This is a genomic window from Streptomyces sp. NPDC002926, assembly GCF_053591755.1.
The window spans coordinates 5,062-19,493 of record NZ_JBSFUK010000027.1 but is presented as its reverse complement, the minus strand read 5'-3'; the positions used below and the strand labels follow the sequence as shown (position 1 = coordinate 19,493).

Below are 14,432 nucleotides of genomic sequence, written 5' to 3'. Positions count from 1 at the left end.
TTCGACCCGGTCCGCACGGAGCCGGTCAGAGGCGGCCAGAGGCGGAACGTCCGGCGCGCTAGAGGCCGATGTCCCGGCGGCTCATGTCGTCCAGCGATTCACGGCGTATGAGCATCCGTGCGTGGCCGTCCGAGACGGCGACGACGGGAGGCCGGCCGACAAGGTTGTAACCGGAGGCCATGGACAGGTGGTACGCACCGGCCGCGGGTACCGCGAGCAGGTCGCCCGGGCGTACGTCACCCGGCAACGGCACGCCGTCCGCCAGTACGTCGCCCGCCTCGCAGTGCCGGCCGACCACGGTGACAAGGCGCGGCGGCACCGATGAGGAGCGGCCGATGAGCCGGGGCGCGTACCGCACCCCGTACAGCGCGGGCCTGGGGTTGTCGCTCATACCGCCGTCGACGGCGACGAAGGTGTGCTCCCCGGTGCGCTTGACCGCGAGGACCCGGTAGAGGGCAACCCCGGCGGGGCCGATCACCGCCCGGCCCGGCTCCAGGGTGAGCCGGGGCACGGGCAGCTTCGCCTTGGCGCAGCCGTCTTCGAGTTCGGCACGGATCCGGCCGGCCAGGACGCCCACATCGAGGCTCTCCTCGCCGGGCCGGTAGGCGATGGCGTGCCCGCCGCCGATGTCCAGCTGTGGCAGGGCGATGCCGTGCTGGTCCCGTATCCGGGCCATCAGACCGACGATGCGCCGCACCGCGGCGACATACGGTTTGGCGGTGGCGATCTGCGAGCCGATGTGGCAGTGCAGCCCGACAAGTTCCAGGGGCGGCCGGCCGAGCACCCGGGCAACGGCATGCTGCGCGGACCCGTCCGTGATGGAGAGGCCGAATTTCTGGTCGTCCGTGCCGGTGCGTATCTTCGCGTGCCCGCCGGCCGCGACGCCCGGCACCACCCGCACCATGACCTGCTGGCGGGTGCCCACGGGTGTGATCGCGGACAGCCGGGCAATCTCCGATGCGCTGTCCACGACAATGCGTCCGGCGCCGAGCCGGACGGCGGTGAGCAGGTCCTCGGGGCTCTTTGCGTTGCCGTGCATCACAATCTTCTCCGGCGGGAAGCCGGTGGTGACGGCGAGTTCCAGCTCCCCTGCGGAGCAGACGTCCAGACCCAGGCCCTCCTCCTTGACCCAGTGCGCGACCGCTCGGCACAGGAACGCCTTGGCCGCGTAGACGACATCGGCCTCGGGGAACGCCGTGCGATAGGTGCGGCAGCGCTCCCGGACCTCTTCCTCGTCCAGTACGTACAAGGGGGTACCGAAGCGGTCGGCCGCCTCGGCGAGTGACACCCCGCCGACACAGACGTCCCCGTCGGGTTCGGGACGGGCGGAGCGGGGCCAGACGGACAGGTCGTCGGTGTCGCGCAGGCGTCGGGACAGGGTCTGCGAATCCGATGACAGGGAAATGGACATGACGCCTCCTCAGCCGATCAGCAGGTTCGGATACGAGACGAGGGCGCGGCACCGGTCACCCGCAGGACACCGATGTGCTGCGGTTTCCGGTCACGCCGAGAACTCTCGCGATGACGCCCCTCGGCGGCCGCGGGGGCGGAGAACTGCGGATCGACGGTGAGGCTGACGACGCCCAGGGGTGCGGCAAGTGCGCGCAGCGCGGGCTCCGAGAGCCTGATGCAGGCCTGTTCCGTGCCCAGCGTGGCGAGGAGCTTCTCCTCGGAGGTGAAGCCAACTGCTGTGCGGCCGCCGAGGGGGGTGCGGAAGAACCGGGCTGTGCAGCCCGCGGGTCCCGGCCGGACGGGGACGTAGAGAGGTCCGGCCGGGAAGCGTTCAGAAGGATCGGGGTCCTCGGAATGATCGACTGGAGACATGGTCCTGCCCTCGGAGAAGACGACACGCGGCCGGGTCGGCCGGGGTGCTCTGGTGACGCTATGCCCGCTTGTCAGGGGAACGGCCCCTCCCTGACGGGTGCTTGACGGGAATACCCGTACCCGTAACGCGACGCTGACGGGATACGCGGGCACCGGGCAGGCCGGTCCGCACTGCGCCGTCTCGCGATGACGGGTAGCCGATTGCGGCGTCGTCCCTCGTCGAAGCCGGCGCCGACATCGGGGCGGCATGCCCCGCCATCAGCGGGGCATGCCGCTCGCCGACCGCTCGGCAGCCCGCACCCGGGATGCCGGCGGCGCGATCGAGTGGCGGCGCAACCGGGGGCGCCACGGCTCGTATCCAGCCACCCTGACCAGCCGAATCGTCCACGGGCCGCGTTGCGTACGCTGACCGGGCCGTCCCGTTGATGGCTGATTCCGTTTGCATACGACAGGAGTACCCGGTGGCCAGTCCCACCCCTGTGGCTTCCGATTCCGCCGTCACCCCACGGCAGCGCCTGCGGGTGTGGATGCTGGCGGGCCTGTCCGACATGGCCAGGCACCAGCAGGGGCCGCGAACCGAGACGGAACCCCCGCCCGCGCACAAGGGGCAGCGGTGGTGGCGGGTGATGTGCCTGACCGGCGTCGACTACTTCTCCACGCTCGGCTATCAGCCGGGCATCGCCGCGCTCGCGGCCGGGCTGCTGTCGCCGGTGGCAACCATCGTCCTGGTGATCGTGACCCTGGCGGGCGCGCTGCCCGTGTACCGGCGGGTGGCCGAGGAGAGCCCGCACGGCGAAGGCTCGATCGCCATGCTGGAGCGCCTGCTGTCGTTCTGGAAGGGCAAACTGTTCGTCCTGACCCTGCTCGGCTTCGCCGCCACCGACTTCCTGATCACCATCACCCTGTCGGCGGCGGACGCCTCCACCCACCTGGTGGAGAATCCGCACGTGCCCAGCCTGCTGCACGGACAGCAGATGCTCGTGACCCTGGTGCTGGTCGCCCTGCTGGGGGCGGTGTTCCTCAAGGGCTTCCTCGAGGCGATCGGCGTAGCCGTCGTCCTGGTCGGCCTGTATCTGGCCCTCAACGCGGTCGTCGTGGTCGTGGGCCTGTGGCACGTCGCCACCGCCGCGCACGTGGTCACCGACTGGTCCAGCGCCCTGACCACCGAGCACGGAAACGTGGTGGCCATGATCGGAGTGGCACTGCTGGTCTTTCCCAAGCTGGCGCTGGGACTGTCCGGCTTCGAGACCGGCGTGGCGGTCATGCCGCACGTGGAGGGCGATGCCGGCGACACCGAGGAGAAGCCCGCGGGACGCATCCGCGGCACCAAGAAGCTGCTGACCACCGCCGCGCTGATCATGAGCGTGTTCCTGATCGCCACCAGCTTCATCACCACGCTGCTCATCCCGGAGAAGGAGTTCGAGCCGGGCGGCGCGGCCAACGGGCGCGCGCTCGCGTATCTCGCGCACGAGTACCTCGGGGGTGCGTTCGGCACCGTGTACGACGTCGCCACCATCGCCATCCTCTGGTTCGCCGGTGCCTCCGCCCTGGCCGGACTGCTCAACCTGATGCCGCGCTATCTGCCCCGCTACGGCATGGCCCCGCACTGGGCGCGCGCCGTGCGCCCCATGGTGATCGTCTTCATCCTGGTGGCGTTCCTGGTCACCTGGCTCTTCGACGCCGACGTCGACGCCCAGGGCGGTGCCTACGCCACCGGCGTGCTGGTGCTGATCTGTTCCGCGGCGATCGCGGTGACCATCGCCGCCCGCCGCGCCGGGCAGCGCAACTGGACCATCGGCTTCGCCGTCATCTCCGCGGTCTTCCTCTACACCACCGTGGTCAACGTCATCGAGCGGCCCGACGGTGTGAAGATCGGCGCCTGCTTCATCGCCGGGATCATCCTCGTCTCGCTCCTGTCCCGGCTCGCCCGCGCCTTCGAGCTGCGTGTCACCCACGTGACTCTGGACGACACGGCCGAGCGGTTCGTACGGGACATCGCCAGCCGCAGGATCCGGTTCATCGCCAACGAGCCCGACCGCCGTGACATCGCGGAGTACCGCGAGAAGATCGAGCAGATCCGGGCGGACAACGACGTTCCGTCCCAGGAGGACTTCGTCTTCGTCGAGGTGACCGTCCTCGACCCCTCGGAGTTCGAGTCGGGCATGAACGTCCGCGGTGAAGTGCTGCACGGCCGCTACCGGGTCCTGACCCTCGAGTCCTCCTCCATCCCCAACGCCCTGGCCGCCCTGCTCCTGCACGTCCGCGACACCACCGGACAGCAGCCGCATATCTACTTCGAGTGGACCGAGGGCAACCCCTTCACCAACTTCCTCCGCTTCTTCCTCTTCGGCCAGGGCGAAGTCGCCCCCGTCACCCGCGAAGTCCTGCGCGAGGCCGAACCCAACCGGTCGAGGCGACCTCGCGTCCACGTCGGCTGAGCCGCGCCGCGCTAGGCAAGGGGGGCGCGGACCGGTCACTGTCGCCGGCAGGGGGAATCCAGAGGCGAGAGCGTTGGGGACCCTGCCCGTCGAGGCGCAGAGCGGCCGACGCGTTCGGTGATCCGGGGCCGTGATGCGGAGGCCCGACGGCCGGCGCACGCCAGTCCTTCTCTGTCCTCGCCGGTCGGCGGGGTCACTGCTCCAGACGCGGTGCCGCCGTGTCCAGCGCCGCGCCGGTCTGGTCGGCCAGCGTCACGGCGACCAGCCGCGCCTGGAGCGGAGGGACGGCGGGGCCCGGCTGAAGCAGGAACCGGCCGCGGTAGTGGCCGCCGGCGAGGGCCCGGAGCTCGATCTCGCCGTCCGGCCAGCCGCGCCGCTCGACGTCCCAGCGCCCCCGCGCCACGACCACACTGCCGTCCTGCTCCAGCCTCGCCGGATGCCCGAGCAGACTGCCGTACTCGAAACGGCAGCCCCGCAACTCCAGCAGGTCGATGAGCTGCCGTCGGACATGGTCGACGATCTTGTCGGGAGATCCGCTGGCCTGGACCAGCTGCGCGGTCTCGTGGACCCGGGCGAGGTGACCGGCGTCGGTCACCGTGATGACCTCGAGCCGCCGGGCGCGGGCGGCGAGCTGCGACACGACAAGGCCCACGACCAGCAGCAGGACGGCCGTCTCGATGTCGTCGGCGTCGTTGATGGTGAACCGCTGGTACGGAGGGGTGAGGAAGAAGTCGAACCAGGCGGCGGACGACACCGCCGCGACGGCTCCGGCCGCGCGATTGCCGATCGCGGCGACCGCCACGACGACCACGACGAGGATGAGCGCCATCGTCGCGTCCGTCAGGTCCGTACGGAAGGGCACCAGCACGGCGGCCACCGCCGGCGGGGCGAGCAGGGCAGCCCCCAACGCCCCCGTGTCACGAAGCGGAGTCCTCATGAGCCACCTCGCATCTCATGGCCTCAGAACTTCTCCGGGAGGATCGGCGCCGCCACCACTGGCCGACCGGACAAACAGCGATGACAAGTCCGAGCGCATTCTCTGCGCCCACAAGGACAGAGTCCGCCCCTGGCCCCCCTACCGCCATCGGAACAGCCGACCTTGACGACTCTCTGACACCACCCGGACACCGCTCGGACAGGGCCGAACTGCAGAGGAGGCACGGGCGGCGACCGAAAGCAGCTCGGTCGAGCCGGAAGCGGAGCCTGCAGATCACCACGTCCGTGTCACGACACACCGCATGCGCCACGACCACACCACGCTGGTTCTGCAGAACCCGCTGCCACGGGCGGGCCGATTCGACCTCAGGGATGAACACGGTGATCCGAGTGTCCGGATGACGGGATGCCAACTCGCGCACGTACGCGGCGATCGGAGGGCCGACCGTGCGGCCGACCGTGCGGCGGGCCGTACGGCGGGCCGAGGAAACGCGTACCGGCGGGACTCCCCGCGGCGCCGGCGGTTGGCCGAGCCCGGTGAACCCGCCCGGACGGCCATACGGCCCGACGTACGCCCATACCGCCCGCCCGCTGCCAACCGGCCCTACCGCCCGCCACCCGCACGGGGCACGAGTGCCGCAAGCTCCTCGATCTGCCCCGGTCCCACTCGGCAGCAGCCTCCGACCAGCCGGGCACCGGACGCCAGCCAGTCCCGCACCCCGGCCGGGTCGTAGCTGACTCCGCCGCGCCACGCCCCTTCGGCCGCGTCCCACCGCTCTCCGCTGTTGGGGTAGACGACCACCGGCTTGCCCGTCACCGCCGCCGCGAGCTCGACGGCCCGGTCCGCGTCACCCGGCTCGCAGCAGTTCACCCCGACGGCGATCACCTGCTCCCGGCCGACGGCGAGAGCGAAGGCCGCCGCCAGCTCCTGGCCTGCCCGGGTCCGCTCGCCGGCGATGCTGTACGAGAGCCAGACCGGCACCCCGCACCCCTCGACCGCCCGCAGCAGCGCCTCCGCCTCGTCCGTGTCCGGCACCGTCTCCAGGGCGAGCACATCGGGGCCCGCCGCGGCCAGGGCTTCGATCCTCGGCCGGTGGAAGCGCTCCAGCTCCGGCACCGACAGCCCGTACCGGCCCCGATACTCGCTGCCGTCCGCGAGCATCGCGCCGTACGGCCCCACCGAGGCCGCGACCCACACCTCCCGCCGAGCCGCCTCACCCGCACTCCGCGCCAGTTCCACACTGCCGGCCAGCAGCCCCGCGGCCTCCTCCCGCGCCACGCCTCTGCGCGCGAAGCCCTCGAAGGTCGCCTGGTAACTGGAGGTGATGAGGACCTGGGCACCCGCCCGTACATACGCCGTGTGGGCCGCTTCGATCTGCTGTGGATCGTCGGCCAGCAGCCGCGCCGACCAGAGGCCGTCGGACAGATCGCAGCCCTGTGCCTCCAGTTGGTTGGACAGCCCCCCGTCGAGGACGACGACGCCTTCGGCGAGCGCGGCGGCGAGTGTACGGACGGGTTTCACGAGAACTCCCAGGTGCCCGGTTCGGCCTCAGCCCAGTTGGGGCTGGACCTGCGAGGAGATCAGCTCCAGGTGCTCGAGGTCATCGAGGTCCAGCACCTGGAGATAGATCCGGGACCCGCCGATCGCGCCGTACCGTCCGATCTTGTCGACCACTTCGGCGGGTGAGCCGGCCAGCCCGTTCGCCTTCAGCTCGTCCACCTCCCGTCCGATGACAGCCGCTCGGCGTGCCACCTCCGCGTCATCCTTGCCCACGCAGACGACCAGGGCGTTGGAGTACACCAGCTCGTCCGCCCCGCGCCCCGCCGCCTCGGCCGCGGCGCGCACCCGGCCGAACTGCCGCTCGCTGTCCGCGACGGAGGCAAACGGAATGTTGAACTCGTCGGCGTACTGCGCGGCCAGCCGCGGGGTCCGGCTGGCCCCGTGCCCGCCGATCAGCACCGGTACCTTCCCCTGGGCGGGCTTGGGCAGGGCGGGCGAGTCGGCCAGTTGGTAGTGCGCGCCCTCGTACGAGAACGTCTTGCCGACGTCTGTGGCCCACAGTCCCGTGACAATGGCCAGCTGCTCCTCCAGCCTCCCGAACCTCTCCTTCGGGAAGGGGATGCCGTACGCCCTGTGCTCCTCCTCGAACCAGCCGGCGCCCAGGCCCAGTTCCACCCGGCCGCCCGACATCTGGTCGACCTGCGCGACCTGGACGGCCAGCACGCCCGGCAGCCGGAACGTCCCGGCGGTCATCAGCGTGCCGAGGCGGATCCGTTTGGTCTCGCGCGCCAGCCCGGCCAGGGTGATCCAGGCGTCGGTCGGCCCGGGCAGGCCGTCGGCGGAGCCCATGCTCAGATAGTGGTCGGAGCGGAAGAAGGCATCAAATCCGAGGTCCTCGGTGGCCTTGGCAACGGTCAGCAAGGTGTCGTAGCTCGCCCCTTGCTGGGGCTCGGTGAAGATTCGAAGATCCATGCATCCATCCTGCACCTTCGAACGGTCGTCAAGCCCACCGCCGGCGCCATACCGCCACCGGCTCGCCCGGGTGAAAACCGTCAGCCCGGCGGCCCGCGCTGCGCGGCGGGAAGGGCCCCGGGCCGAGGAGGCAGCCACGGCTGCGCAGTAACAAGTCCCCCGCGATGGAGACGTGTGAAGTTGGGCGATGGTGTGGTGCCGGCCCGCCCGACGCCGTCCTGGCAAGATGGCGGCATGGAACGTGTGCTTGGAATCGGTGGATACTTCATGCGGGCCTCCGACCCGGCGGCCCTGAGCGCGTGGTATCGCGATTGCCTGGGCCTGGACGCCGATGAGAACGGCCTGTGGCGTCAGGGAGCCGGGCCTACGGTGTTCGCGACGTTCGAGTCCGAGACCGACTATTTCGGGTCCCGCACCCAGCAAGCCATGCTCAACTTCCGGGTCCGCGACCTCGAAGCGATGCTCGCGCAATTGCGCGCCAAGGGAGCGGACGTGGCCAAAGAAACGCAGGACATGGAGGGTGTCGGTCGATTCGGCTGGGTCACCGATCCTGAGGGCAATCGGATCGAGCTGTGGCAGCCCGCCTGACCGCGTCTCCACGCGGGCGATCCCGCCTGACCGCGTCTTCACGCGGGCGATCCCGCCTGACCGCGTCTTCACGCGGGCGATGACGTGCTGCTGAACCGTCCGACCCACATCACGCCGGCACGCCCCGACCCCCATCGCGGGGGAGGTCGTAAGCCGTACCCGAGGTCATGACGGCCCCGCCGCCGAGTCCACCGCATCCATCGCGTCCACTTCCCCCACCGAGTCCGCCGAGGAAGGCGAGGGAGACGAAGAGGACGAAGGAGGCAAGGAAGGCGAGGAAGGCGAGGAAGGCGAGGGAAGCATGCGAGGCGGCGAGGGGGGCGAGTCCGACATCGTCTCCCGCGCAACCACCGGACCGGCTCTGCCCCGGATCGTGTCGGGCGGTCTCTCCGAATCCCGCGCCGCGAGCCGGCGCAGCATTCCACGCACCCGGTCGTTCGACTCGTCAGCGGCGTCTATCGCCTCGATGCACTGCCAGTACAGCCCCTCCTCATCGGTGGCGCACGCGACGCCGACCAGTGCGATCCCCACATCACCCAACAGCACACTCAGTCCGATCAACGTCCGCCGCGCGTCCGCCACTTCGGACAGCTGCGCGGCGCGGACCCCGCCGCTGCGCACCATCGGATGGTCGAGCACCCCGCACCCTCGACCACCGATCTCGCTGAGCCCGCGCGCCTCGCCTCTCAGCTCCAGTGGCCCGCACAGCGCCAGCCGGCTGCCGATCGCCTGGGCGAGGACTTGCGCCTGCCAGGCCTCGGCAACAATGTCAGGCACCGCCCGGCTCTGCGCCAAGGCGTGCCGACTGAGTCCGATGAGCCGCTCCGCATCCATGTACGCCGCCCCCGTTCGTACGACTTACTGCCCACTCAGTTCATTACCCAGAGTGAAGCTCATTGAGCCTGAACGCCAGGGGAATTCGGAAATCTGTGGACACCAAGGCCGATGGGGATAACTCCCCAACTCCATAGAGTGACGAAGGCATGCGTGAGGGGGCGGCGAACCGGTCGAAAATCACTTCGCCGGGAAGCGAATCTCATTCCGGTCGATCTTGTCGGAGAGCGCCGCCAGCGCGTCGATCCCGAGCACCTCGCAGAACTGCAGCAGATACGCGAGCACATCCGCGACCTCGTCCCGCACCCGGTGCGCCGCCCCCTCTTCCTCCATCACTCGCGCCGACTGCTCGGGCGTCAACCACTGGAAGATCTCCACCAGTTCCGACGCCTCGACGCTCAGCGCCACAGCCAGGTTCTTCGGGGTGTGGTACGGCTGCCAGTCGCGCGCCGCCGCGAACTCGGCCAGCCTGCGCTGCAACCCGGCCACATCCAGTCCGTCTTCTCTCGTCACGGCACCAGGTCTACCACCGTCACCCCTTCCACCCCACGCGCATACGACGCATCAGCGACCGCCCCCACCAGCCGGATGTGTCCGCGGGCGCACATCTCCGCGCCCAGAGAAAGCAGTTCCCGCGCCTGGCGCGGGTCCAGGCAGCGGTCGAAACCGTCCGCCAGAACGGTGAGCGACTGGTACGCCGCCGGCACCTCGGCCGCCTGGTCCATGGCCAGCACACCCGGCCCTGTGAGCAGTACCAGTGCCAGCGCCAGATACCTCAACTCGCCCTCGCCGAGACGCCCCACGGGCGTCGATCCCCGCGCACCGCTCCGGCCGAGGAGCGCCCGTACCGTTCCGTCGCCGAGCTCCTCGACGGCCAGATCCGCCACGTCGCCCGCGCATCCCACCCGCGCCGCGGCGGCCAGGCGGGCATGCCGCTTGGCGCACTGGCTCCGCGTGCGGTGCAGCACCTCAGCCAGGTTGTCGCAGCCGCGCCGCAGCCTCCCCTCCCCCGCCACCACCGGCTCACGCATCCGCTGGGGCTGCGGGTCACAGGCGAAGACCGACCGCAACGCCACGACGACCTGCTCGGCAGCGGCGAGGACTTGTAACTGGCCCCGCGTCTTGCCCGCCACACGCAGCGGCAGCAGCGCCGTGCCGAGCCGGTCGTCCGGCAGCGGGGCCCGCGTCACGGTCGCGGCCCCTGCCGTGTGCCAGGCAGCCTGCACCGAAGACCGTCCGGGATCGCGCAGCGCGGTGGTCAGCAGGGAGCGCCCGCCGCTGGTCAGCCGCTCGCCCACCACGCGCAGTTCGGGCTCCGCCTGCACCGCGAGATCGAGTTCTACGGGACCGGCCGGGCCGTCGACCGTGCAGCCGATCCGGAATCCCCGCCGGCCCTGTCCGTCGGCCTCCGCCCACTCCGGCACGCAGGCGGAGGGATCCGGAAAGGCCGTTTCGAGCTCGTCGCCCGCGCCGAGCCGCGCCAGCGCCTCGTACATCTGCAGGACGCTCGATTTGCCGCTGCCGCTCACGCCCGCGAAGAGCGTCAGCGGACCGATGGGCAGGACCGCACCCCGGTGCGATTTGAAGGCGGAGAGCCGCAGTTCGGTGACTGTGGGGCGGGTGCAGTTCGTGCCGTCGAGCGTGGTTACGTCCATGAGCGGGACGGTACGCAGCAGGATACGCGCCGAACCGTTCCGCCTCGACGACCTTCCTACGAACGGGGGACGGCCGCCGCGATCCCCTCGACCTCCGTGCCGACCGGGGCGAGCAGGAAGACATTCCGGTCGACCCGGTGCATCCCGCTGCCGAGGCCGAAGACGACACCACTGCTGAAGTCCAGGATGCGCTTGGCCACTTCGGTCTCGGCGCCGGTGAGGTCCAGCAGTACCGGGATCTGAGCGACGAGGTACTCGGCGACCTCGCGCGCGTCGGCGAAGACCTGCACCCGCAGCACGACGAAACGACGCTGCTCGGCGGCCGCGTAGTCCTGCGGGATGGTGTTGTGGTCGACCCGCGAAGGCCACTCGTTACGACCGCGCAGCGGGACGACCTGGGCCAGACCCTCCCACTGTTCGTCGGTGACGTCGTACCTCTCGTACCTACTCATGTCACCATCCTCGCGCCCCTCACCCGTTCGGCCCAACAGCGACACGGGCGAGTCGGCCACGGATCGGGTCGATCCGTCCGGCCGGGACAGCCCGAGATACAACTCGGCCGCGACGATCGCCTCACGCGCGGTGCGTTGTCCCGTCAGGACGCACAGGGTGTATGCGAGATCCTCCAGCCGACGCCGTCCGACCAGGTCCTTCGGCTCCTCGGTGACCAGATGTTCCCAGGCTCGGCAGCCCCGCAGCAGCCCGGCGAGCAGAGCCCTGTCCGGCAGAAGCGTGATTCCTGCTCCCGGCCTCGGCCCGCCGTGCGGGCCGGAAGTCTGCGGGGGTCAGCTGTTGTCGACCGGCTCGGCTCCGTGCCACACCGTGGTCATATTGCAGAACTCCTGGATACCGTGCTTCGACAGCTCCCTGCCGTAGCCGGAGCGCTTGACGCCACCGAACGGCATCGCGGGGTGGGAGGCCGTCATTCCGTTGAAGAAGATGCCGCCGGCCTCCATGTCACGTACGAACCGGCGCACGTCCCCTTCATCACGGGTCCACACATTGGAACTCAGCCCGAAGGGCGTGTCGTTGGCGAGGGCCACCGCCTCATCGAGGCCGGCCGCACGGTAGACCGTGGCCACCGGACCGAAGGCCTCCTCGTGGTGAATCCGCATGCCGGCGGAGATCTCGGTGAGGACGGTGGGCTCGTAGTACCAGCCCCGGTCCAGTTTCTCGGGACGCCGGGCTCCGCACCGTGCCTTCGCGCCGAGGCGCAGGGCGTCGGCGACCAGCGCTTCGAGGTCCGTACGGCCCTGTTCGCTGGCGAGCGGACCGACATCGGTGGACTCCTGCATCGGGTCGCCCACGGTCAACTCCCGTATTCCCGCGGTGAATCGCTCGCAAAAGTCTTCGTACACGTCGGCGTGGACGATGAAACGCTTGGCCGCGATGCAGGACTGGCCGTTGTTCTGCACCCGGGCCGTCACCGCCGTCCGGGCCGCACGTTCGAGATCGGCCGACGGCATCACGACGAAGGGATCGCTGCCGCCGAGCTCCAGTACGGTCTTCTTCACCTCGTCGCCCGCGATGGCGGCGACTGAGCGCCCGGCCGGCTCGCTGCCGGTGAGTGTCGCGGCGGCCACCCTGGGGTCGCGCAGGATGTTCTCGACCGCGCCGGATCCCACGAGAAGTGTCTGGAAACAGCCCTCCGGGAAGCCGGCCCGGTGGAAGAGGTCCTCCAGGTACAGGGCAGTCTGCGGCACGTTCGAAGCGTGCTTGAGCAGACCGACGTTACCGGCCATGAGCGCGGGGGCCGCGAACCGTACGACCTGCCAGAGCGGGAAGTTCCAGGGCATCACGGCCAGGACAACGCCGAGCGGACGGTAGTGGACGCGGGCGTGGGAGGCACCGGAGTCCCGCACGTCGGCGGCCGCAGGATGCTCGTCGGCCAGGAGCCGCTCGGCGTGCTCGGCATACCAGCGCATCGCCTTCGCGCACTTCGCCGCCTCCGCGCGGGCGGCCACGATCGTCTTGCCCATCTCGGTGGTCATGGTGCGGGCGATGTCCTGCCGGTCCTGGTCCAGAAGGTCCGCGGCGCGGTTCATCAACTCCGTCCGCCGGCTGAACTCCGTGGTGCGGTGCTGCCCGAAGGCGGCCGTGGCGAGCGCAAGGCGCCGTTCGATCTCCTCGGCCCCGAGCGCGTCGAACGTCCTGAGCGTCTCTCCGGTGGCGGGATTCACCGTGGCGATGGGCATGGCACTGTCCTCCTCGAGCTCGGTCTTTCGACACTTGCGCGGTACGGACGGTCCGGCAACGCAGAGCGCCCGGACACCGGCCGGACATCCGGGCCGACCGCACCGGCGGACTCCGGGCCGGGCGGGCGGCTTCCGCGACCGGGCGGGCCACCGGTTTCGGCGCGGGCCCGGTGGGCTCCGAGCCGGTCTGATGCGTCCTGGGCCGGACTAGCGGATGCCGCTCTCGAGTCGCAACTGGACGTCCTTCTCCTGGTCGCCGGCGGCCGTGCCCTCCACCTGCACGACGAACGACGCCGCCAGCGTCTCGCCCAGCCGGTCCACCCCCCAGTAGGTGCCCTGCACACCGACTTCGACGGGTGCTGTCAATTGCACGGGCACGGCCGGCGCGTGCGCGGGGGACACCTCGAACGTCGACGTCCACACGGTCGTGTGCGGGTGGGACGTGTATTGCGGTGCATCGTCATCGGCGCGGTCCGAGGTGAAGGACTGCGCCAGCACGTGGAAGACGGTGTCGGCATCCTCCTTCGAGCAATCGCTGAGCGTGACGACGACCGGTGTCGTGTACTGCGGATCGCTTTGCACGGTGATTCCTGCCTTTCCGTACCTCGCCTGCCCATGGCCTCCAGTCCGCTCGGCGGACTGGAGGCCATGGGCCTGTGATGGCCAGGTGCTTCACGCAGGCGGGGACTGCTCCTGCCCACCCATCGAGCCCTCCTGCCGGCTCTGTTCCTGGAGTCGGCGTGCCTTCTCCTGCAGCTTCTGACGCTCCTGCGGGTCAGTCGCGCGCTCCGCGGCCTCGGACAGCTGCTGTGCCTTCTCGCGCATCTGCTGCGCTCGACCTCGGGATTCGCCTGCTGCGCTCATTGTCACTCCTTGACAGTAGGAAGAGCGGGCTCAACCAGCGAACCAGGACCTCGTCACCCCCGCACGTCGAACGGTGACTGTCCGCTACCGACCGCCGAGGCGGTCCCCAGGTACCCGGAGAGCCCAGCCGGCGGGCTGTCGCGGAGAGCACTCCAGTACGGGACGCAGCGTCGAATTACGGGACGCCGGCGATCTCGACAGCGGGCCGTACGAACACCCGCGGACTGTTCGCAACCGTCAGCACCACGGCCCAAGCAGGGTCCCCGGTACGACACTTGGAACTCCTCGCCCCATGCGCCCGGGCCGGCATCCCTATCGCGCCCGGCAAGCCGTGACGGCACGGACCTCGGCGCCTCGCGACGTCAGCCGTTCACCCGAGCGGCCCGAAGCGCTCGCCGTCGGGCAGGAGGACCCGCGCATCGGTCATCGAACCCCTGAAACCGGCCCCCAGAGCTCGCACCACAGGACCCGTAACCCCACCCCGCCCCCGCATTCCTCGTCTAAGCTGATCACGTGGCGACACAGGGGGCGGCGACACAGGGGGCGGCGACACAGGGGGCGGCGACACAGGGGGCGGCGACACAGGGGGCGGCGACACAGGGGGCGGCGACACAGGGGGCGGCGA

13 protein-coding genes and 3 pseudogenes are annotated in these 14,432 nt (G+C 70.3%); 2 read left to right on the top strand and 14 right to left on the bottom strand.

What is annotated here, in order from left to right; all coding sequences use genetic code 11:
* Positions 1-58: 58 nt before the first annotated feature.
* Both lysA and ACWDZ6_RS27755 read right to left on the bottom strand, forming a co-directional pair.
* A complete protein-coding gene (lysA, locus tag ACWDZ6_RS27760; RefSeq protein ID WP_451505002.1) occupies positions 59-1,411 on the bottom strand; it encodes a diaminopimelate decarboxylase in 1,353 nt (450 codons plus the stop codon).
* A 17-nt stretch (positions 1,412-1,428) separates the two neighbouring features.
* Positions 1,429-1,824, bottom strand: coding sequence for an SAV_915 family protein (locus tag ACWDZ6_RS27755; RefSeq protein ID WP_451505001.1), 396 nt, complete (start codon positions 1,822-1,824; stop codon positions 1,429-1,431).
* A 527-nt stretch (positions 1,825-2,351) separates the two neighbouring features.
* Here ACWDZ6_RS27755 and ACWDZ6_RS27750 point away from each other — a divergent pair.
* On the top strand, positions 2,352-4,262 hold the full coding sequence (locus ACWDZ6_RS27750) for an amino acid transporter (protein ID WP_451505031.1): 1,911 nt from the start codon (positions 2,352-2,354) through the stop codon (positions 4,260-4,262).
* 193 nt (positions 4,263-4,455) lie between these two features.
* Here ACWDZ6_RS27750 and ACWDZ6_RS27745 read toward each other — a convergent pair whose 3' ends face one another.
* From ACWDZ6_RS27745 to ACWDZ6_RS27730, 4 genes and pseudogenes are all read right to left on the bottom strand, one after another.
* On the bottom strand, positions 4,456-5,199 hold the full coding sequence (locus tag ACWDZ6_RS27745) for a DUF4118 domain-containing protein (RefSeq protein WP_451505000.1): 744 nt from the start codon (positions 5,197-5,199) through the stop codon (positions 4,456-4,458).
* 250 nt (positions 5,200-5,449) lie between these two features.
* Positions 5,450-5,650: pseudogene (locus ACWDZ6_RS27740) on the bottom strand (amino acid permease); the annotation flags it as partial.
* A 152-nt stretch (positions 5,651-5,802) separates the two neighbouring features.
* Entirely contained in the window at positions 5,803-6,720 is a 918-nt protein-coding gene (mmuM, locus tag ACWDZ6_RS27735; RefSeq protein WP_451504999.1) for a homocysteine S-methyltransferase, read from the bottom strand.
* Positions 6,721-6,747: 27 nt separating this feature from the next.
* Entirely contained in the window at positions 6,748-7,671 is a 924-nt protein-coding gene (locus ACWDZ6_RS27730; protein ID WP_451504998.1) for an LLM class F420-dependent oxidoreductase, read from the bottom strand.
* Positions 7,672-7,905: 234 nt separating this feature from the next.
* Here ACWDZ6_RS27730 and ACWDZ6_RS27725 point away from each other — a divergent pair, with 234 nt between their 5' ends.
* On the top strand, positions 7,906-8,259 hold the full coding sequence (locus ACWDZ6_RS27725) for a VOC family protein (RefSeq protein WP_451505030.1): 354 nt from the start codon (positions 7,906-7,908) through the stop codon (positions 8,257-8,259).
* Between the two features lie 351 nt (positions 8,260-8,610).
* Here the strand turns inward: ACWDZ6_RS27725 and ACWDZ6_RS27720 are convergent.
* From ACWDZ6_RS27720 to ACWDZ6_RS27685, 8 genes and pseudogenes are all read right to left on the bottom strand, one after another.
* A pseudogene (locus ACWDZ6_RS27720) lies at positions 8,611-9,093 on the bottom strand (DUF6099 family protein); the annotation flags it as partial.
* A gap of 180 nt (positions 9,094-9,273) precedes the next feature.
* On the bottom strand, positions 9,274-9,606 hold the full coding sequence (locus ACWDZ6_RS27715; RefSeq protein ID WP_366734663.1) for a nucleotide pyrophosphohydrolase: 333 nt from the start codon (positions 9,604-9,606) through the stop codon (positions 9,274-9,276).
* Positions 9,603-10,748: an AAA family ATPase gene (locus tag ACWDZ6_RS27710; protein ID WP_451504997.1), complete on the bottom strand. Its 1,146-nt coding sequence runs from the start codon at positions 10,746-10,748 to the stop codon at positions 9,603-9,605. The genes ACWDZ6_RS27715 and ACWDZ6_RS27710 overlap by 4 nt, the downstream gene beginning before the upstream one ends.
* Before the next feature lie 56 nt (positions 10,749-10,804).
* Positions 10,805-11,200 carry a cell division protein SepF gene (locus ACWDZ6_RS27705; RefSeq protein ID WP_366734665.1) on the bottom strand — a complete coding sequence of 132 codons (396 nt, stop codon included), beginning with the start codon at positions 11,198-11,200 and terminating at the stop codon, positions 10,805-10,807.
* Positions 11,201-11,305: 105 nt separating this feature from the next.
* A pseudogene (locus tag ACWDZ6_RS27700) lies at positions 11,306-11,476 on the bottom strand (DUF5133 domain-containing protein); the annotation flags it as partial.
* Positions 11,477-11,533: 57 nt separating this feature from the next.
* Positions 11,534-12,943 (bottom strand): NADP-dependent succinic semialdehyde dehydrogenase, encoded by a 1,410-nt coding sequence (locus tag ACWDZ6_RS27695; protein WP_451504996.1) that lies wholly within the window; start codon positions 12,941-12,943, stop codon positions 11,534-11,536.
* A 207-nt stretch (positions 12,944-13,150) separates the two neighbouring features.
* On the bottom strand, positions 13,151-13,525 hold the full coding sequence (locus ACWDZ6_RS27690) for a hypothetical protein (RefSeq protein WP_389187420.1): 375 nt from the start codon (positions 13,523-13,525) through the stop codon (positions 13,151-13,153).
* Positions 13,526-13,615: 90 nt separating this feature from the next.
* Positions 13,616-13,807 carry a DUF6381 family protein gene (locus ACWDZ6_RS27685; RefSeq protein ID WP_326653235.1) on the bottom strand — a complete coding sequence of 64 codons (192 nt, stop codon included), beginning with the start codon at positions 13,805-13,807 and terminating at the stop codon, positions 13,616-13,618.
* Between the last annotated feature and the right edge of the window lie 625 nt (positions 13,808-14,432).

Excerpts from the sequence above, each read along its gene's own strand:
- ACWDZ6_RS27695 (WP_451504996.1), bottom strand. The coding sequence starts at position 12,943 with ATGCCCATCGCCACGGTGAATCCCGCCACCGGAGAGACGCTCAGGACG.
- ACWDZ6_RS27685 (WP_326653235.1), bottom strand. The coding sequence starts at position 13,807 with ATGAGCGCAGCAGGCGAATCCCGAGGTCGAGCGCAGCAGATGCGCGAG.
- ACWDZ6_RS27705 (WP_366734665.1), bottom strand. The coding sequence starts at position 11,200 with ATGAGTAGGTACGAGAGGTACGACGTCACCGACGAACAGTGGGAGGGT.
- ACWDZ6_RS27745 (WP_451505000.1), bottom strand. The coding sequence starts at position 5,199 with ATGAGGACTCCGCTTCGTGACACGGGGGCGTTGGGGGCTGCCCTGCTC.
- ACWDZ6_RS27730 (WP_451504998.1), bottom strand. The coding sequence starts at position 7,671 with ATGGATCTTCGAATCTTCACCGAGCCCCAGCAAGGGGCGAGCTACGAC.
- ACWDZ6_RS27710 (WP_451504997.1), bottom strand. The coding sequence starts at position 10,748 with ATGGACGTAACCACGCTCGACGGCACGAACTGCACCCGCCCCACAGTC.
- ACWDZ6_RS27750 (WP_451505031.1), top strand. The coding sequence starts at position 2,352 with ATGCTGGCGGGCCTGTCCGACATGGCCAGGCACCAGCAGGGGCCGCGA.
- ACWDZ6_RS27725 (WP_451505030.1), top strand. The coding sequence starts at position 7,906 with ATGGAACGTGTGCTTGGAATCGGTGGATACTTCATGCGGGCCTCCGAC.
- ACWDZ6_RS27755 (WP_451505001.1), bottom strand. The coding sequence starts at position 1,824 with ATGTCTCCAGTCGATCATTCCGAGGACCCCGATCCTTCTGAACGCTTC.
- lysA (WP_451505002.1), bottom strand. The coding sequence starts at position 1,411 with ATGTCCATTTCCCTGTCATCGGATTCGCAGACCCTGTCCCGACGCCTG.